General features: G+C 38.2%; 20 protein-coding genes and 1 pseudogene. 16 read left to right on the top strand and 5 right to left on the bottom strand.

The annotated features are described in order from the left end of the window. Nucleotides 1-251: 251 nt before the first annotated feature. Nucleotides 252-518: pseudogene (locus tag CSV79_RS17155) on the bottom strand (hypothetical protein); the annotation flags it as partial. 906 nt (nucleotides 519-1,424) lie between these two features. Here CSV79_RS17155 and CSV79_RS13120 point away from each other — a divergent pair. From CSV79_RS13120 to CSV79_RS17165, 9 genes are all read left to right on the top strand, one after another. After that, complete coding sequence (locus CSV79_RS13120; RefSeq protein ID WP_099689518.1) at nucleotides 1,425-3,176, top strand: hypothetical protein; 1,752 nt, start codon at nucleotides 1,425-1,427, stop codon at nucleotides 3,174-3,176. A gap of 676 nt (nucleotides 3,177-3,852) precedes the next feature. Continuing rightward, entirely contained in the window at nucleotides 3,853-4,425 is a 573-nt protein-coding gene (locus CSV79_RS13125) for a recombinase family protein (RefSeq protein WP_099689519.1), read from the top strand. A 341-nt stretch (nucleotides 4,426-4,766) separates the two neighbouring features. Next, on the top strand, nucleotides 4,767-5,267 hold the full coding sequence (locus tag CSV79_RS13130) for a hypothetical protein (protein ID WP_099689520.1): 501 nt from the start codon (nucleotides 4,767-4,769) through the stop codon (nucleotides 5,265-5,267). A 69-nt stretch (nucleotides 5,268-5,336) separates the two neighbouring features. Further along, nucleotides 5,337-5,873, top strand: coding sequence for a hypothetical protein (locus CSV79_RS13135; protein ID WP_099689521.1), 537 nt, complete (start codon nucleotides 5,337-5,339; stop codon nucleotides 5,871-5,873). Between the two features lie 263 nt (nucleotides 5,874-6,136). After that, entirely contained in the window at nucleotides 6,137-6,487 is a 351-nt protein-coding gene (locus CSV79_RS17160) for a hypothetical protein (protein WP_233201451.1), read from the top strand. A gap of 236 nt (nucleotides 6,488-6,723) precedes the next feature. Continuing rightward, on the top strand, nucleotides 6,724-7,080 hold the full coding sequence (locus CSV79_RS17445) for a GIY-YIG nuclease family protein (protein ID WP_369824985.1): 357 nt from the start codon (nucleotides 6,724-6,726) through the stop codon (nucleotides 7,078-7,080). Between the two features lie 151 nt (nucleotides 7,081-7,231). After that, nucleotides 7,232-8,107: a hypothetical protein gene (locus CSV79_RS13150; RefSeq protein ID WP_099689523.1), complete on the top strand. Its 876-nt coding sequence runs from the start codon at nucleotides 7,232-7,234 to the stop codon at nucleotides 8,105-8,107. Between the two features lie 314 nt (nucleotides 8,108-8,421). Beyond that, the gene (locus tag CSV79_RS13155; RefSeq protein ID WP_099689524.1) at nucleotides 8,422-8,838 is read left to right on the top strand and encodes a hypothetical protein; all 417 of its coding nucleotides are present in this window, start codon (nucleotides 8,422-8,424) and stop codon (nucleotides 8,836-8,838) included. Between the two features lie 186 nt (nucleotides 8,839-9,024). Further along, nucleotides 9,025-9,282: an HNH endonuclease gene (locus CSV79_RS17165; protein ID WP_255407452.1), complete on the top strand. Its 258-nt coding sequence runs from the start codon at nucleotides 9,025-9,027 to the stop codon at nucleotides 9,280-9,282. A gap of 66 nt (nucleotides 9,283-9,348) precedes the next feature. On the opposite strand, the gene tnpC is transcribed toward CSV79_RS17165, so the two are convergent. The 3 genes from tnpC to tnpA are packed head-to-tail and all read right to left on the bottom strand — an operon-like array spanning nucleotide 9,349 to nucleotide 11,633. After that, nucleotides 9,349-10,935 carry an IS66 family transposase gene (gene tnpC, locus CSV79_RS13165; RefSeq protein WP_099689526.1) on the bottom strand — a complete coding sequence of 529 codons (1,587 nt, stop codon included), beginning with the start codon at nucleotides 10,933-10,935 and terminating at the stop codon, nucleotides 9,349-9,351. Nucleotides 10,936-10,974: 39 nt separating this feature from the next. Next, entirely contained in the window at nucleotides 10,975-11,331 is a 357-nt protein-coding gene (tnpB, locus tag CSV79_RS17450) for an IS66 family insertion sequence element accessory protein TnpB (protein ID WP_143560581.1), read from the bottom strand. After that, nucleotides 11,328-11,633 carry an IS66 family insertion sequence element accessory protein TnpA gene (gene tnpA / locus CSV79_RS13175; protein ID WP_099689527.1) on the bottom strand — a complete coding sequence of 102 codons (306 nt, stop codon included), beginning with the start codon at nucleotides 11,631-11,633 and terminating at the stop codon, nucleotides 11,328-11,330. Before tnpA ends, tnpB begins: the two co-directional genes overlap by 4 nt. A 61-nt stretch (nucleotides 11,634-11,694) precedes the next feature. On the opposite strand from tnpA, the gene glaH reads away from it, so the two are divergent. Then, on the top strand, nucleotides 11,695-12,558 hold the full coding sequence (gene glaH, locus CSV79_RS13180; RefSeq protein ID WP_369824986.1) for a glutarate dioxygenase GlaH: 864 nt from the start codon (nucleotides 11,695-11,697) through the stop codon (nucleotides 12,556-12,558). 188 nt (nucleotides 12,559-12,746) lie between these two features. On the opposite strand, the gene CSV79_RS13185 is transcribed toward glaH, so the two are convergent. Next, nucleotides 12,747-13,547, bottom strand: coding sequence for an IclR family transcriptional regulator domain-containing protein (locus CSV79_RS13185; protein WP_099689529.1), 801 nt, complete (start codon nucleotides 13,545-13,547; stop codon nucleotides 12,747-12,749). 121 nt (nucleotides 13,548-13,668) lie between these two features. Here CSV79_RS13185 and CSV79_RS13190 point away from each other — a divergent pair, with 121 nt between their 5' ends. The 6 genes from CSV79_RS13190 to CSV79_RS13215 are packed head-to-tail and all read left to right on the top strand — an operon-like array spanning nucleotide 13,669 to nucleotide 18,664. Further along, entirely contained in the window at nucleotides 13,669-14,811 is a 1,143-nt protein-coding gene (locus CSV79_RS13190; protein ID WP_158232542.1) for a muconate/chloromuconate family cycloisomerase, read from the top strand. Then, a complete protein-coding gene (locus tag CSV79_RS13195) occupies nucleotides 14,798-15,265 on the top strand; it encodes a DUF3237 domain-containing protein (RefSeq protein ID WP_099689531.1) in 468 nt (155 codons plus the stop codon). Before CSV79_RS13190 ends, CSV79_RS13195 begins: the two co-directional genes overlap by 14 nt. A 15-nt stretch (nucleotides 15,266-15,280) precedes the next feature. After that, nucleotides 15,281-16,108, top strand: coding sequence for an alpha/beta fold hydrolase (locus tag CSV79_RS13200; RefSeq protein WP_099689532.1), 828 nt, complete (start codon nucleotides 15,281-15,283; stop codon nucleotides 16,106-16,108). Nucleotides 16,109-16,123: 15 nt separating this feature from the next. Next, nucleotides 16,124-16,816 (top strand): CoA transferase subunit A, encoded by a 693-nt coding sequence (locus CSV79_RS13205; protein ID WP_099689533.1) that lies wholly within the window; start codon nucleotides 16,124-16,126, stop codon nucleotides 16,814-16,816. After that, a complete protein-coding gene (locus CSV79_RS13210) occupies nucleotides 16,809-17,462 on the top strand; it encodes a 3-oxoacid CoA-transferase subunit B (protein ID WP_099689534.1) in 654 nt (217 codons plus the stop codon). Before CSV79_RS13205 ends, CSV79_RS13210 begins: the two co-directional genes overlap by 8 nt. Then, a complete protein-coding gene (locus CSV79_RS13215) occupies nucleotides 17,459-18,664 on the top strand; it encodes a thiolase family protein (RefSeq protein ID WP_099689535.1) in 1,206 nt (401 codons plus the stop codon). The genes CSV79_RS13210 and CSV79_RS13215 overlap by 4 nt, the downstream gene beginning before the upstream one ends. The last annotated feature ends 65 nt before the right edge of the window (nucleotides 18,665-18,729 follow it).

An 18,729-nucleotide genomic window follows, 5' to 3' on the forward strand; every position in this document is an offset into this window, starting at 1 on the left:
TAAAATTCATATGCACGTATCACCTTTCACTTTTACTTGTTTCTAGACAATTCAAGTATAAAAGAAATCGGTGATCACGTGTATTTTTTTATGCAAATTGTACGCATACCCCAACAAATATTATAGAACCTAAATAACTAACGAAATAAGAAAACGTTACAAGATTTTCAAAAAATACCTAGGCATATTCATTTTATCTGAATATGCCTAGGTATTAATTATATTCTTCCTTGTTCAACTAACCTGCCCCGTTAGTTGAAGAAGGCAATCAATCTTATCACGATTGGTAATCTAAGCTTATCATTAGTTCCATTTTTTGAGAATAGATAACTGTCAATTATCATTTTACTGAACCGTCATCACTTCGATGTATTAGAATGTTGAGGAATTGAAACCGACTCAAATAGTGGTCGAGGTATTTTGTGGCTACACCATTTTTGGATTGCATCCATCCCTCGGCAAAGCTTCCATGCCCTTGCTTTAGCGTAGGCGGAGTAAATCCGCCATGCTTCGGCACAGGGCATTATCGACTGATAACATCATTTAGCTCTCCACTAAAAAAAGGGAAATATTACATTTAATCATATTTGGAAATGGATGGACAATGGTTATTATCTTTTCGGAGATGGCTCTGCAACTTCTATACCATATTTATTGGATGCTTTGTGGAGAGTACCTAACTTCACACCGACACTGTGCCAGAATTCCCGACACGAGGCGGATAATATGCCCTTCTCAAGTAAACATAAACACCAATTTGCCAGCTTTCATAATACTTACCACGATAAGCTTTTTCGTATGCGCTCCTTAGTATTGATGAAGTGCGAGTCAACCACATCGATGATCATCGAATTTCGATGCCCATAATTCGAATATACTTTCCAATGCTTGGGATTTGGCATTTTCTAGTTCATCTAAAGTGATGATTTCATTTTGAATTAACAGTGCTAGTGCTGCCGCCATTGAATCTTTAATTGTTTTTGCTATTATTATCTTCTCACTTTCGGTTAAAAAATGATTCTCTTGCTTTACATCTTAGGATTAGTACATGTATGCAATAATTATACAGCGGTCTAGCTGTTACAATATCATGCCGATTAGGTCACTACAAAGAGTACATGCGGCTTAATATCGATGTGGGAGAACAAAATTGCGCTTTGTAAAATCGAGTTACATGCACTACTTAAAGTAAGCCGTTCAAAGCTATTACCGCAGGGGACATCTAAGTACTGCCTGCCTGAGCAGCAGCTCCTTATCATTATGTGCGGCGGGGTTATGAATAAAAATTAATAAATCCTATAGGAGCAATGTAATAATACTGGGTTCGCAAGCGCATAATATCTTAAAAGCCACCCGATTGTAGTACCTTGTTCAAACTATATTAGATTTAAGTGGGACAATAACAAGAAAAGGATGTACGTGCATTGGATTTAACATTATTAAATGAAATGAAAGAACGACTTGGGGATGCGGTAAGGAACGGAACGAATGATGCTGATAGATTTCATGTCTTTGCATGGGAAGCGGGTCTTGGTAAAAGTACACATGTAAATAACTCCATTGTAGCGTACTTTGATGAATTTGCATTAAAGGATAATATCAAGAAGTTCCTTATCGTTAAAAAATTTAAAAGTGATGTTTATGAGACAGTTGAACATCTTAAACAATGTGAAATGTTGGAAATGTATGGAGATTACTCTGTTATAGGTTTAACTTCAGAAAATGTAGCAAATTATAGTGTTGATAAAATTAAAGGCTGCATGGTATTAGTGATCACACATCAAAGGTATATTGAATCATGTGACAGAGAGCTGAATCATTATTTCGGTGATAGAGATACATTAATAATTGATGAACAAATTCAGTTTCCGATCATGACGTTTGGTCGAGCGGAGTACAATGATATGAGGAAAGACATACATCTATATGAGGGACAACTGTTGTTTGATAAGTGTTGTACGCCGCTGTTGGAGAGGCTAGATGAGATCTATAAGGCAGGGAAATATAACAGCATAGTTACGTTTCAGAAAAAGTTTAGTGAAGATGCACTCAAGGATTTCAAGGAGTGGGGGAGATCATACAGCACAGGATATAAAAGAACAAGTAGATATAAACAAATGATTAAATCCTTAGAGATTTTACACTCGGATACAAGCGAAGGGCTAATCCATAATGACACCTTGTATTTAATGGAAAAGTCTATGCGATTCCGTAAGCTTAAAAACAATATTATCCTTGATGCAGCTGCCGACATTAGCCCATTATATAACATACCCAAGCAGTTCAAAGTTGTTGAGACGAGATTGTGTATTGATCATTCCAAATCAAATGTAGGATATATGAATGTTAATACGAGTAAAAGCAATTTAAAGAAGAATCTCGAGTATGTTATTAACGACGTGAAGGGCAGATTAAAAGGTATCCAAAACAAAAAGAAAGCGCTACTGGTATGTCATAAAGAAAATTCTTCAGAGTTTCTTAACGCAATGAAGCAGGTTTTTGGTGATAATGTTTATACCCCGACTGATGATGAAGATACTAACGCTACACATTCAGATGCAGCTATAGATTGGTACGGCAATATTGTAGGTAAAAACACTTACAAAGACTATGATATATGCTTGCTGCTAGGCACGCATAATTTACCATTACCTGTTTATTTGCTTCAGTCAGTTCAATACAGTCCAAATTTAGACGTAAGTATATTCCCTCGAGTAATTGATCTGAAATCTGGAAGGTTTGCGGACGATAAACTAGAGTTAGTTAGAAAGGCATTTTTAGCTGCGGACTTTTATCAAGCCGCCCGCAGAATACAACGAAATCAAGAACCGAAGGCTTCATATCTCATTTATACGTCTGACGAGGATGTCGTACAGACTTTTGTTAGCAAGTTTAATCGATTAACTGATGTCTTGACCTTAAACAATAACGTTGCCGTAAGAACAACCTTATCTTCAAAAGACGAAAAAGCCTTAAGAATTTTGGAGTATATACAAAACGATTGTGCAATAGGTGATGTGATAACAAAGAAAACGATTTGTGAAGCGTTGGGTTTACAGAGTAGTAACTTTTCAAGAGATTTAAAGCATGAGCTTATTGCAAACCATGTTAAACAGGGGCATATTGAAATAGGACGTACAGTTATCGTGAAAAAAGCTGGATTCACACAGGAATAGCATCTCGTCAATCGCCCTATATAAGAAATAAATTGACGAGAAGAGATTGGATTTGAAAAAAATACAGAATGATTTATAAGTGTTGACTTTTGCACTAGACTAATCGTAGCAAAGCGGAGATTAGGCTATGCAAAGTTAACACAGCGGGGAGGAATGAGTGAGGAACGAACGAATGACGGGCTGCTAACCCTTTCTTTTGGGATGACCACCCCGTTACAACGGCTTCGTTCCTCCTTGAAAGTTGCTCGTTCTTCGATTCATTTAGAACGATAATTATCATTAGCATAACGGATCAGTTTTAATGAAGCTCGGTAAACTGTGCTTTTTAGTGGATCAAAGTCAATGTGATGGATATTCTTCACTTCCTGTTTAAGGTAACAGAAGCTAATGAAACTTTTCTTTTATTAGGCTTCAATATGAATTAGCTGCCCCCAACTCCTCACCATAGTAAAGTAAGGAAACCGAGCTGAAAGATGCTCGGTTTTTTTTTCATCTACAATTTTCCTATTCATAATGAGATCCTTTAAGCATGATATTGACAATACTCTATCGTATTAACCCTAATAATATAATGGTGTAGTCACAACTTAACAGTATTGACCATAGAATGCGAATGTGGTAGATTCAACTTATTATCGTAGTCATAACTAATGACCATAAGTGAAGGGGAAATATCATGACAATTTACGGATATGCAAGGGTATCGGGTACATCGCAAGACTTAGAAGGGCAGATTGAAGAACTAAAAGAAAAAGGTCACTGTACTACCATCTATTCTGAAAAGTTTACAGGAACATCGAAAGATAGAAAAGAGTTCCAAAGGCTAATTGGAAAACTAGAAGCAGGCGATACCTTGACGGTAACTAAGCTAGACCGATTTGCACGAACAGCAGAAGATGGTATTTCCCTTATTAAAGAATTAATGCGAAAAGGCGTTAGGGTACACATCATTAACATGGGTATTGTAGAAGATACTAAGTACGGCAGATTAATGCTGACTATATTATCTGGATTTGCGGAGTTTGAACGTGATATGATCGTTGAACGTTTGGCAGAAGGGAAAGCTGTTGCGAAGTTGAATCCAAACTTCAAAGAAGGACGCCCGAAGAAGTTCACTAAAAAGCAAATAGACCATGCCATGAAGTTACTGGAAACAGAATCATTTACTGAAGTGGAAAAGATTACGGGGATAAGTCGAAGCACTTTAACAAGAGCGAAGAGGAGTCTCAAAAGGGCAGAAATTATTTGAGATTAAATTTAAGGATAGGTCATATTTTATTGATGGATAGCTATTCTTAACGATTTCACCATTAAGTTTCTCAATAGTTCTATCTCGAATTTTTTATATACAATGATCACTGTGCAATAGATTTATACTGCAATTATAAGGGGAACTGTATATGCTGAATAGTAGGTCATTGGTGCGTGGAAAGAGGCGGCAACTTCTGTTTCCATTGAAATGATAGGCTTTATTTGAGGATTGTGTTAATTTTCTTCTTCAACTAACGAAGCAGGTTAGTGCAATAAAGAGATGATGTTTTATGGTAATATCAAGGGAATAATTGATTCTTTGATTGGGGGAATATCTTCGTGTCAAATGAGATTATTGAAAAAGTGAAAAGAGGACTCGAAGGAATCGAAATCGGCTATTTTGATACAGGTCAAAGCTTTGAAAAAGAAGCATATTACAATTATTTTGGTGCTTCAGATAAGGAAACACGTCGCTATGCGATTGCTGTATTTACAGTGTATTTAGGAAACTGGTATAGCTGTTGTAGTTTTCCGTTTTTAGATAGAGAATCTTATTTGGAAGAGTTTATTAAGGCATTCATAGAGCATCACCAGCAAATTGAAAGTGATTTCCCTAGTATGTATGAATATATCATTTCATTTTTAATTCGGATTGAAGAAGAAAATAGTGGAAAATATGCTTACTCAACTTTTGAAATTGACAAGGAACTACACGAGCGTTTGAAAAGGGAAGTGTTAATTCCTAAACGAGAATACTTAAATAAGCATACATCAATAAAATACTTTTTAAGGGAAATTAGAGTTAATCCTTTTTTAAAATCTGATTACTTAGAAGAATAGCATTAAATGGTTGGGCTTATAATGATTGAAAGCAAATAATGAACAGAAATGAGTGTGTTAGAAGGTTTTATGGGAAAAAAAGTTATGCTTTTATACGGTGAAGTATTACCTCCATTTAAACATATTAGGAAAATCCTAAATAAGTACGGTCAATACTATTTAAGAGATATGAACATGGAAGACTTTCAAGAAGATAATTATTTTGATGTAATGATAGAGGAACGACATACGGGTCTCACATATAGAGAACCGCTTGACGCTGTTCCTGTCATTCCAGTGAAGAAAGAATATTTATCTAAATTCTTAAACACCTTCAAAGCTTTAAACGGAAATATGTGCTTATGTAAGGTAAATCACGAACATCTCATTGTTTGGGTTCGAGGGGTAAAATATGAAGGTTATTGTTTTTATTTAGATAATGGCGAAAAAAAGGTACTTTTCATGGAAGATTACGGTGATGATAATGGACAATTTTTTGACATGAGAGAACTAGATTGGTATAAGCGAATACCGAAAGACAAACGCTGGATTCAGTTAGACGTAAATGAAAATACGGAGAAAGTATTTTTACGATGGTTGAAGGACCTCATTCCCTCAGAAAAATAATAAAGAGGGCAGGATATTTGTATCTTAAAGAACTAACGGGTGCTGGTTTAGTTCAATAAGGAATTGAATACTGGTTTTGGGATATGTGAAGCGGTAGACATTAATTCATATGTGAAACGTATTCGGAAATTGAGCATCGGTGCTATAAACCGATGCTTTTTGGGTTGTATTCGAGAGCGTTATTGGTAGTAACATTAAGCAACTCAAAAGAGATGTCCAACTAGATAAACGGCAAACATAACGAACCCCAACTAGATGCAACCATGTTATACATCGGAAGTTTTGGCTTTCAAAACGTCATTATCGAACATGTAGATGTATCAGAAGGCATTGATAAGCTACTCAAACGATACAGGAAATTGGTGGAGATGGCTCACTATACAGTGTTTTTCAAGAAGCATGGCGAGAATAAAGCACATACCGAACCGCAACAGGTGCTATCGGAGTTACGAGAAGGTGATGTGCTACTTGTGCATGAGATATCTTGTTGTGTCCAATCTAGTGAGAAGTTGCTGAATATCTTTGCCAACTTGTCACAGGGAGAGAGAGGGTTAACCCTACAACGCCAGAGAGAATCGGGATTACTAAGAAAAGAAGGAAAATCTAAAGGTTGAAAATTAGAGGTTACGTTACATGGTAATAAGTCAAAGAAAGCCATCCAAGCTATTGAGTGGTATCAAGAAGGTAAGTCTGTAAGATACATATGTAAGACGTTATCGATTGGAACTGGAACGTTATATAGACTGTTGGAGAGAGGGTTTAAGGTGACTTGTATTGTAATTTATATCGTTTCATATTAACTTAGAAAAAAGCATGAATACTAGGAGAGGATACTTCTATGGGACATGATATGAGAGAAAACTGGCACGGATTTTTGCTAAATCAATACAAGAATGTTGAATGTGTCTACATTCTATACGATAAAAAGGGGAATCTTATTTATATAGGTGAAACGGCAGACTTTAAGACAAGAATGTTGGGTCATTTGTCAGGGACTCCTTACTCACATATGATTGAGAGGATTGTGTTTTATAAACTTGATACGCTAAATAGGAAGCAAGTTGAGTTTATTATGATAGATTTATGTAATCCGATATTTAATATCCAAAATCAAGATCTTTTTATGAAGTCAAGCAGGCATGAAATCATAAGAGATTGGAGTTTACCAGAGTATGTCTGTGAGTGTAGTGTCTGTCAGCCTCACTGATATAAAATAACTTCCCTCATCTAGGTTGGGGCGGAATAATTAAATACAGTGTATCTGGCGGGGGTAATTACCACATTTACATACTTCCGTTCCTAGCTAAAGGGCGGTAGTAGGTGTATCCACACAGCACAAAAAAACAAGGAGGAAGGAAATGGGTTTCTTTCAAGTATTAAAACAATTATTCGGCTTAAATAAAAGTGCAGTAGCTAATGACGGTTCAAATATAAAACAGCAACAGTTTGTGGGAACGAGATTTACAAATAGCAAGGAAATGGATATGCAAGAAGGTATGACTAAGCTTGAAGAGTCAACATGTCCTTATTGTGGATTTCAATTTGATAAACCGCTATCTCGAAAAAGGGCTTGTCCCGACTGCAAGAGGAACATCTATGTTAGAACTTTACCATTTGATAATGAATTAGACAAAACTCGGGTTGCTGTTACAGAAGAACAGGCGGAAAATATAGATATCGCTTGGGCTAAGAAAAATGGGACATACGAAGAGTTAATAAAGGAAAAGAAGAACTTTGAGAAGATGAAAAAGAGTCTTGAAAAAAGTTGGGGGAAAGAACCGAGTACTAGTGACATAGAGTGGCACTTGCTTATAGAAGAACGTTTAGAACACGCTAACAATAACCAATGGGGCTTGTATCGAAACACAACACTTAGAATGGCGGAGCATCTTTATAGATTGGAGAGTTATGATTTATCTCTACGTACTTATTTGGAGGTGTTATATTTAGATTTAAATGGACCGAAAAATGCTGGAAAGATTAATGGGCAATATCATTTGGGGAAGCATGAAAAAGTTTTTGATCCACAAGGATTTGCATTCGTAGCCCCTGGGATTATCAAACGAATAGTCCTATTGAAAAATAAGCGGATTCCAACTAATGATAAGCAAGTGAAAACATTATTTATTGAAAATGGAGAACAAATTTATCATGCACTTCAGCTACCGCTATCACCTTCTTTAGCCTGGTCAAACTTCGAAGCGGATAACTTGTTCTGGGGGAATCAGAGTTAATGAAGACATGGATATTTCAAGGTAACCCAAAAAAGTTTACTGTTGATGCTTATTTATTAGAAAACCAAATTATCTAGTGGTCAATCAGACAAGAGCATTTTGAAAAAGATATTTGTGTTGGCGATGAAGTATATATTTGGCGTTCAGATGGCGATAGCAAATTTAGTGGTGGTATCATTGCAAGGAGTATTGTTGTTTCTATACCGCAAGAGTATACGAATGACGATGAATCTCTAGAATATTGGTATGAAGATGTTAGAGGAGAAACATATCTGGCTGTTAAACTTGAAGTTTTTGAAGTAGAGATAGTTGGTTTGAATCGCTTAGAGCTTCAAGAACATGAAATATTATCAGAACTACTTATCTTAAGGTTGCGCCAAAATACAAATTATCTACTGAGTGAAGATCATGGAAGCCATTTACGTCAGCTATGGTACAGTAAAATTCCTTTAACGCCACAAACTATCGATAATCGTTTCAATGCTTTGCCGCCTAACGGAAGAATTAGGGGATTTAACTTTTATCCAGACGAACTGAAAGCTAGGGTGATTTTTGAACACTTGTTTAATAATAAAACACATAGATGGTTAGATATTAATGTCCTTGGGTTAACGGATGGAAAAACAAAAGTACGCAGTTCAGCAAATATACTGTATTACATAGGGATGAAGGCGGACTATCGTGGGATCTTTCGAGGGGAAGAATTGGGTGAAGTGATTAAAATCCTTTAAGTCAACGGGGAGTCTTATAAAGATGCAATCCAACTATTAAAGTTATTGGATGACAATGGTTTAAGAAGCACTATTGAATTGGATCTTGGAGCAGAACTAGCTTAAGATGGTCATGGAATTGAAGGGCATGTTAAATATTATTACGGTAAACGCTATGAGCGAGATTCCAGAAATAGAAAGAGAGCAATCAAGAAATTTGGACTAAACTGTTGTGTTTGTGATTTTAACTTTGAAGAAATGTATGGTGAACGTGGCAAAGACTTTATAGAAGTACACCATGTTAAACCTCTAAGTGCTTTAAAAGAAGCAGCGGAGATTAATCCCGATACGGATTTAGTTCCTTTATGTGCAAATTGTCATCGGATGGTACATCGTAGAAAAGATGATGTGTTAGGTATTGATGAATTAAAGGGATTAATTAATAATGTAAGCGTCAAAAAATGAACACGTTGTTTCATATAAAAGAAAATGCCCCAAAGAATCGATCATAAAGATTCTTCGGGGCGTTTTCTATTTCTTTGACTGGATATAACAATTCTTTGGTAAGGTCTTCGACCAAGGCATTAAGTCTTCAAACTCCGCGATTTTTTCAAGATTGCGTTGAGGAAGTTCTTCGAAAAGGAACTGCAAGTAGAAGAAGGGATTCACACCATTCTCTTTTGCAGTCTCTACGAGACTATAGGCGATTGCACTTGAAGTCGCACCCCTTGTGGAAACTGCGAAAAGCCAGGCTTTTCTACCGATTACGAAAGGCTTTATTGATCGCTCTGCTCGGTTATTGTCGATCTCTATACGACCATCTTTCATAAATGTCCTCAATTTAGGCCATTGTTTTAGCGTATAGGAGATGGCAGTTCCAGTTGCCGTCTTTGGAGCGACAACTTCCTTTTGTTCTTTTAGCCATATCAAAAAAGCATCCAGCACAGGCTGACTGTCGTTTTTCCTTATTTCAAGTCGTTCTTCAGGCGTTTTATCTTTCATCTTGCGTTCAATTGCGAACAATCGGTTGCAGAAATTAAGTCCCTTTTTAGCGACTGTCATTCGACCTGCACCAGCTGGCGCACCTTTTAATGCCTTGAGTGCCTCATCAAATTTCCGGCGCGCATGAGCCCAACAGCCAGCGAGCTCCACGTTTTGAATAGACTCGTAGGCTGCATAGCCATCCACATGGAGATAACCTTGGTAGCCATTTAAAAACTTTTGCGGATTCTCTTTGGCACGACTTGCTTGATAATCAAAGAGCACAATCGGTGTCTTAGAGTCTCTACCTGTCCGATATAGCCACATATAGGATTTTGATTCTGCTCTTTTCCCTGGTTCGTCAAGAACTTGCAGGACAGTTTCGTCCGCATGGAGCACCTCTTCTTCACGAAGACGACGATAGAGTTCATCATAGAAGGGCTTGAGCCATCGCGTCGTACTCGAAAGCATCCAGTTGGATAGCGTCTGTCGATTCAAAGGAATGCCCATCCGTTCGAGTTGTTTCTCTTGTCGATAAAGAGGAAGCCCATCAGCAAACTTCTGCGTCATCACGTGTGCAATGGCCGATGGGGACGCTAATCCCTTAGGGATCACTGGGTTCGGCATCTCAGCCTTCTTTATAGGAGTTTTGATCGCATGTTCTTCACAATGACGGCAGCTGTAGATATGCTGCACATGTTCGACAACTGTCACTTGCGCTGGGATGATCTTCAGTTCTTTGCGTATCTGTGTGCTCATCTCGTGCATCGAATGATCGCATTCTAAACAGACCTTCTCTGAATCAGAGAGGTCATAGTGAATCGTCTCGACCGGCAGATCTTTCAACTTGTCAGCACGTCCGGTCTTCTTTTGGCGTGTATAGCTAATCGTCTCAAGCGTCGGTTCTGCAAGAAGGATCGCTGAAGAAACTTCTGCCTCATTGAATAATGGTAGTTCAAACTGGTCCTTGTTTGTCTTCTCACTAGAAGTTCCGAAGCGTTTCTGTTGGAGTAGAGTGAACTGTTGCTTGTACCATTCCATCTGAGCCTCAAGCTTTTTCTTCTCTTGCTCAAGTTGTTCGTTCTTCTTCTCGAGCTCTTCAATTGTAAGTTGGGTTTTCTTGTCTGGTTTTCTCATAGGAATAATAATAGCATAAAATTAATCTGAGAAGTAGACTCAAATTACTTTTTTCGCAGAGACTGAAGGGTGCGCGTCACGTTGGTTCAACGGTAATCCATCGAGGAGCCAGTTCAACTGTCGACTCGAAATGGAAAGTGGTTGAACAGACTCAAGATCTGGCCAATCGAACAGCCCTTTCTCCAGCCTTCGATAATAGAGCCAGAATCCATTGTGATCCCAGAATAGAATTTTGAGTTTGTCTCTCTTTCGATTACAGAAGACAAAAAGTGCTTTGGAGAAAGGATCAAGTTGGAACAGCTCTTGGACAATGACAGCTAGTCCGTCAATCGACTTCCGAAGATCTGTCGGACCAGTAGCCAGATAGACGCGCCCAACGGCGCGACCATTCATCATATCTGACGTAGCGTCTGGATCACTTGAAGTAACAGAGTTTCATCATAGCCGCTCGTCACCTCGATATCCACATGATTTACTTTCAAGGAAATTGGGTTCTCTATCGATTCTTCCACTACGCAGGAGACCCAACTGGTCTCCTGAAGTGCGATATGATTAACTGGTGACTGTTTCCTTAGCCAATACTTCATATTGTGAACGGCAACCTCTGCGGTTTCACACCATTCAGAAAGTGCTAGTCCACTGTTTTGATATTCATCGATCTTTGCAGACCAGTATGCTTCTTTTTCTTTTCTTTTCAAATAAATACCTCCCAAAATATGTTCTATGGGAGGAGTATCTCACGAATTATCTTCTATTAGAATGTGTTCACTATTTGACGCTTACCTTGAAAAAGATGCGCTCGGAAAATTTTTGAATAAGGTTCGTGGGGATAATCAATCGGTTGAAAGATTAGAGTATACTCCACTCGAAAGACGAATGGTGGCATCCTATTTATTAGATGAGTTAGGGGAAGAGTTTGGTGTCATTTTAAGAGGGATTATCCATGACCGAGATACTGGTGGTTATACTCTTGGTTTAGAAAGTGTAACGGAGGATTCAGATGAATTCGTGATTTTCTCAACAGCCATTTCACATATTATTGGAACGCCAAACCATGACTCCATGTCAGGTAAATATTATGCACGCTTCGAAGTAAAAGATACTGATAATAGTGATGCCTACTTACGCCAAGCATATCGTCTGTTTACATTGCATACAGATGGAACATTTGCAGATGAACCGACTGACTGGTTAATTATGCATAAAATGTTTGAGGAAAATGCAGTTGGTGGAGAATCACGCTTGTTACATCCAGATGACTGGAGGGAGTTTGAAAACTATGCAAATCATCCATTGGCTAGCTACAAATTCCACTACAAGGCACCAAAAAGTAAGAATGTAGATCAGGAAGTACACCGCCCTACGTTTTTCAAACAAAATGATAAAGCCTGTATTTGTTTCTTCGATCAATTCGTATATCCGGAATCAATCGAACAAGCAAAATACCTAAGGGGATTATCGGAATCAATGGAAAAAGATGATAATATCGAAGAACTTGATTTGCCTGTTGGTAATCTTGTGGCGTTAAATAATTTATTTTGGTTACATGGTAGGGCAGCATTCGAGAAAAATAAAGATCATAACCGCGAATTGCTTCGGATTAGAGGGCATTTCAATGATTAAGAAAAATCCATGATGTATTATCAATAGATAACAATAATAAATCCATGGCAAATAGCCGTCTTTGCCGATCTTTTCAATTGCACAGGCGGCTATTTTATGGTTGATTTTGCACTAACAGATATGCACAATACACTATGGAAATAGAGAAAAAGGATTCACTTGGTTTACACGACCAAGTGAATCCTTTTTTATAGCCTCACAACACGATGTGATTTGGATAGATCCATACTAATCTTCTCAGCAGTTTGTAATAACAGTGGAAGAAAGTTGTCTTTAAGCATTTCCTTGTTAATGCGATCTGCATGTGAGGAAATATTGATAGCTGCAATTACTTTACCTTCATTATTTCGGATGGGGGCTGCCAATGAACTAAGTCCTTCTTCTAGCTGTTGTTCAACAAATGCCCATCCGTCTTTCTTAATTTGAGTAAGCCTTTCTATTAATTGTGATTGACTCCCCACTGTTCTTTCTGTGAATGATTTGAAGTTTACGGAATTAAAATAAATATCCTGTTCAGATGGGGATAAGTGGGCGAGTAATACTTGCCCCATGGAGGTTGCATATGCGGGTAGTCTTGTGCCAACATCCAAGGAAATCATCATAATCCTTTTCATGGGGATTCTTGCAACATAGACAATTTCTGCTCCATCTAAAACTGAGATAGAAGTAGATTCACCAGTTTGTTCAGCAAGGTTTCGCATATGAGGATGTGCGATATCCCAAATGTTTTTGGAAGATATATATGCATAACCAAGGGATAATACGCGGGCAGTTAAGGAGAAATGTCCATCAGTAGATTCCGCAAATCCTAAACTTTCTAGCGTGAGCAATATTCTGCGCACAGTAGGTCTACTCAAAGTTGTAATTTTAGCCGCCTCACTTACTGTAAGTGTCGGATTTTCATTCGAGAAAGCTTGGATAACAAGTAACCCGCGCTCTAATGACTGAATGAAATCGGCATCTTTAATGGAATTGTTAGAATATTTCATTGACATTCTACCTACTTTCATGATTATAATAGTGTGTACGATATATGTAATAGTTGTACGTATATCGTACACACTGGGATGGCATTTAGCAATAGTATTTTTTATAAAAGGAGATTATAAAATGAAAACGATGATTAAACAAATTCATTCAGTAATTGTAGATGTGCCAATTAAAAGAGCCCATCAATTTTCAACAGAAATTGTATCGACGAAAAGTTTTGTAGTAATCCAAGTAGAATTAGAAAACGGACTTATAGGTATTGGAGAAGGAACGACACCGGGAATTTGGTGGAACGGAGAAAGTGTAGAGACAATGCAACTAGTCATTGAGCAGTATTTAAAACCATTACTTATTGGTCAAGATCCTAGAAATATTGAGCAGTTACTACAATTATTTGACCGTCATGTACGTGCGAATCCGTTTGCGAAAGCAACGGTGGAAATGGCACTCTTTGATGTCGTCGGTAAAATATACAACGCACCTGTCCATCAATTGTTAGGTGGATTATTCCAAGACAAAATAGATGTGAAATGGGCACTTGCGACTGGAGATGCAGATGGTGATATTGCAGAAGCAAAAGAACTCGTCGACAATAAACAGTACAAAGATTTCAAAATCAAAGCGGGTAAATTTCAACCTGCAGATGATGCAAAGCGGGCAATTAAAATTGCTGAAGGTTTAAGAGGAATCTCAACAATTGGTATCGATCCAAACGGTTCATGGGATAAACTTACGGCTGTTCGATGGATGGAACGACTAAGCGATGCAGGAGTCGATTTCTTAGAACAACCACTTTCACCACTCGATTTTGAAGGAGCAGCGAAGCTTGTAAGTATGAAAAAGGTACCTGTAATGGCAGATGAAAGTGTCGCAACGATTCAAGATGCGCAAAGACTTGTCCAAGAAAAAGCTGCTGATATTTTCTCTCTTAAAATTCATAAATCAGGCGGTATGCGGAATACCTTGAAAATTGCAGCCATTGCGGAATCTGCAGGTATAGCTTGTTTTGGTGGTACATCTCTTGAAAGTTCAATAGGTTCAGCAGCAAGTGTTCATGCATTCGGTACAATACGTAATTTGGAATATGGCTGTGAAACATTTGGTCCGCCGTGGCTTGCCGACGATCTAGTGAAAAATCCGCTTGAATTTAAAGAAGGTAAAGTGATTATTCCTAACGGAGCAGGATTAGGTGTGGAATTAGATGAAGTGAAAATAGAAAAATATAGAAGAAAGAAGGAGGAAGTTACAAATGGCGTATTTTGAAGCACCACAACTTACTTTCTTATTTGATCTAGAATTAGTTGTAGAGAAAGCCCACTTACCTGGTACAACACCTATTGGCACAAGACGTATTATTCGAGTAGAAGGTGGCCATTTTGGCGGTGGCGAAATAAAAGGAAAAGTTGTTCCGGGCGGTGATGATTGGATCACTGTTCGTGAAGATGGAACGATTATTCAAGACGTACGTATTTTACTAGAAACAGATGATGAGGAACTAATCATGATGTCTTACCGTGGTATTCGTACAGGTCCTAATGAAGTATTAGCTCGTCTAGATCGTGGCGAAGAAGTGAACGTTGAGGAGTATTATTTCCGTACTAATCCGATATTTGAAACGGGCTCAGAGAAATATGAATGGATGAATAAAAGAGTCTTTATCTCAACAGGTCAACGTTTACCTACAGGGGTAAAGTACTCTGTCTATCAAGTGGATTAAGAGGAGGATTTTTAGATGTTAAAAGATGTTAGCATTCATGAAAATGTAAAACTTGCAGTATGTGATACGCCTGGAAAAAAAGGTACAATCATTGCGATTCACGGACTAACGGGTAATCATAAGACGTTTTATCATTATAGAAGATTGCTGGATAAGGATTATCGATTCATTAGTTACGATTTGCGTGGAAGAGGAAATAGTAGTCCGGCCGATGAACAAACTTCTTTGTTTCGACATGCCGAAGATTTAAAAGCCTTCATTAAAAAAAGGGGCATTGATCGACCTATTTTAATGGGGTACTCAATGGGCGCTTATATTTGCGCGCAGGTGGCCAGTGAAATCGATGTGGCGGCGCTAATTTTGCTAGATGGTGCGGGAACAACTGAAGAACGTCAGCGTGAATTGATTATTCCATCATTAAGCCGATTGGAAAAAGAGTATGAATCAGAAGATGATTATGTCGCGCAAACGAAAGCTATTTATGATTCGTTACATGTTCAATGGGATGAAGTTGTTGAAGGGATTACGCGTTATGAAGTGAAAAAAACAGCAAATGATTATCGACATAAATCGGAAGCATCAGTAATGGAAAAAGACTTTAATAGTTTTTATGATTTCAAGCCAAGTGAAGTTTTTCAAAAAGTGACTTGTCCAATTTTGCTTGTGATTGCATATGGAAGGTTAGGGCAGAAAGATTCATTGTTCACAAGAGAGACTTATAATGAAACGATTGCGACAGCGGAAAATTTAACAAGTATTGAAGTTCCGGCAAATCATTACACGCTCATGTTCGAACAACAACCAGTGGTCGAGCAATCTATATTGGCTCTACTTGAAAAATGATGAAGAGGTGAAGAGATGCATTTAGACATACAATTGTCCATTGATGAAGCGCTTAAACATGTTAAGTCTGACCAAACTTTGATGGTTGGTGGGTTTGGTTTAGTTGGAAGTCCGCTATCAATCATTGAACATTTAACTAAACATGATGTTTCTGGACTGACAGTCATTAGTAATAATGTTGGGGAAGCTGGAGAAGGACTCGGCATTTTATTGAGACAGGGGAAGTTAAAGAAGGCAATTGGCTCTTATTTTACAAGTAATCGTGATGTTGCAAAGTATTATAATGAAGGGAAACTTGAGTTAGAACTATTACCACAAGGGACACTATCTGAAGCGATTAGGGCAGGGGGAGCGGGGATCGGTGGTTTTTATACGAAAACGGCTGTAGGTACTAATTTAGCAAAAGGGAAAGAAACAAAGGAAATCAATGGTGAAACTTATCTGTTGCAAGAGGCGTTAAAAGCTGATGTAGCGATTATAAAAGCTTGGAAAGCGGATCGATTAGGTAATTTAGTTTATTATAAAACGGCTAGAAATTTCAATCCTAATATGGCAACGGCAGCGGCTTATGTCATTGCAGAAGTAGATGAAATCGTTGACGTAGGAGAACTATCTCCAGATGAAATAGCTACACCACATTTATATGTGGATGCGATAGTAAAAAGCGAATTGACATTAACAAAGGATGGAGTGAAGAATATTGGGTAATAGTAGAGAGCTAATAGCAAAACGCGCTGCCGATGAACTTGAACCTCATTCGTTTGTTAATTTGGGAATCGGAATTCCGACATTGGTTGCAAATTATATTGATGATAAGTTATACACTTTACATACAGAAAATGGCCTATTAGGTGTTACATCTGTTGAGGAAGATGCTATCGATCCGCTTATTGTCAATGCTGGTAAACTACCTGTTGGAGAGGCACTGGGTGCTTCTTATTTTAGTAGTGCTGATTCTTTTGCGATGATTCGTGGGGGACACATTGACGTTGCAATTCTCGGTGCTTTGCAAATTGACTCAAAAGGAAGAATTGCGAACTGGGCAATACCAGGAAAAGATATTATCGGTGTTGGTGGTGCAATGGATTTACTCGAAGGTGCGAAAAAGATTATTATTACAACGAATCATGTGGCAAATGACGGAAGACCTAAACTTGTTGATGAATGTACATTCCCAATTACATCTGAACGTGTAGCTGAGACGATTATCACAGACTTGGCGGTATTTAAATGGCAAGGGGAGCATTACGAACTAGTTGAATTAATGGGTGATAGCACGATAGAAGATGTACAAGCTAATACAACTGCGTTTTATACCATTTGTAATGAATTATTACAGGAGGGGAAAGTATGAAACGTGAAGTCGTTATCGTTGATGCAGTTCGAACACCAATTGGTAGATATAAGGGACAATTCAAGTCTGTCCGTCCAGATGATTTGGCAGCACTTGTTATTAAAGCATTAGTCGAACGGAATCCTGAAATTTCTCCTGAACTTATTGATGATGTCATTATGGGGAATGCCAACGGTGCAGGAGAAGATAATCGTAATGTAGCTAGAATGTCTTTACTACTCGCAGGATTACCTGAGAATGTGAGTGGTACAACTGTAAACCGTCTATGTGGTTCTAGTTTAGATGCTGTAAGTTTAGGCGCGCGTTCTATTTTATCGGGCGAATGTGACGTGATTATTGCAGGGGGAACGGAAAGTATGACACGTGCACCTTTTGTAATGGGCAAGCCTGAAAGTGATTATCCACGCGGAGATATAGGGTTGGTTGATACGACGATGGGCTGGCGTTTTAAAAACCCCGAACTGGATCGTATGTACGGTACGGAAACAATGCCACAAACTGCAGAAAACGTCGCATTGCAATGCAATATTTCACGGACAGACCAAGATGCTTTCGCGTATCGAAGTCAACAGCTGGCAAAGAAAGCGATGGAGTCGGGTCGATTTAAAGATGAAATCATTCCAGTAACGATTAAGGATCGTAAAGGTGTAGAAACAATCATAGATACAGATGAACACCCACGTCCTGATACAACAATAGAGAAGTTAAGCAAATTACGTCCTTTATTCAACGATGGTACTGTTACGGCAGGAAATGCGAGTGGTATAAATGACGGTGCTTCAGGTGTTTTGTTAATGAGTGCTGAAATGGCCAAGGAGCTTAATTTAACACCGCTCGTTAAATTCGTAGGTTCTGCGACAGCTGGATTGGCTCCTTCTGTCATGGGACTTGGTCCGATTTATTCAACGAAGAAGTTGATGGAAAAACACAATATTACAGCTGCCGATTTTGATTTGGTGGAAATTAATGAAGCATTTGCCTCACAATCTTTGGAATGTGTGAAGCAACTTGACTTAGATATTGAAAAAGTAAATGTAAACGGCGGCGCAATTGCATTAGGGCATCCACTTGGGGCAAGTGGGACGCGAATTTTAACGACTCTCATTTATGAGATGAAAAAAAGGGATGCGAAGCTAGGGTTGGCTTCTATGTGTATAGGTGTAGGCCAAGGAATTTCTGTTGTCGTTGAAAATATTAAATGATTAGTGAAAAATGGTGATGTATGCAAAAACAATACATCACCATTTTTTCTTAATGATAAAAGAGG

The organism is Sporosarcina sp. P13, assembly GCF_002743055.1.
In the GTDB taxonomy this organism is placed as follows: domain Bacteria; phylum Bacillota; class Bacilli; order Bacillales_A; family Planococcaceae; genus Sporosarcina.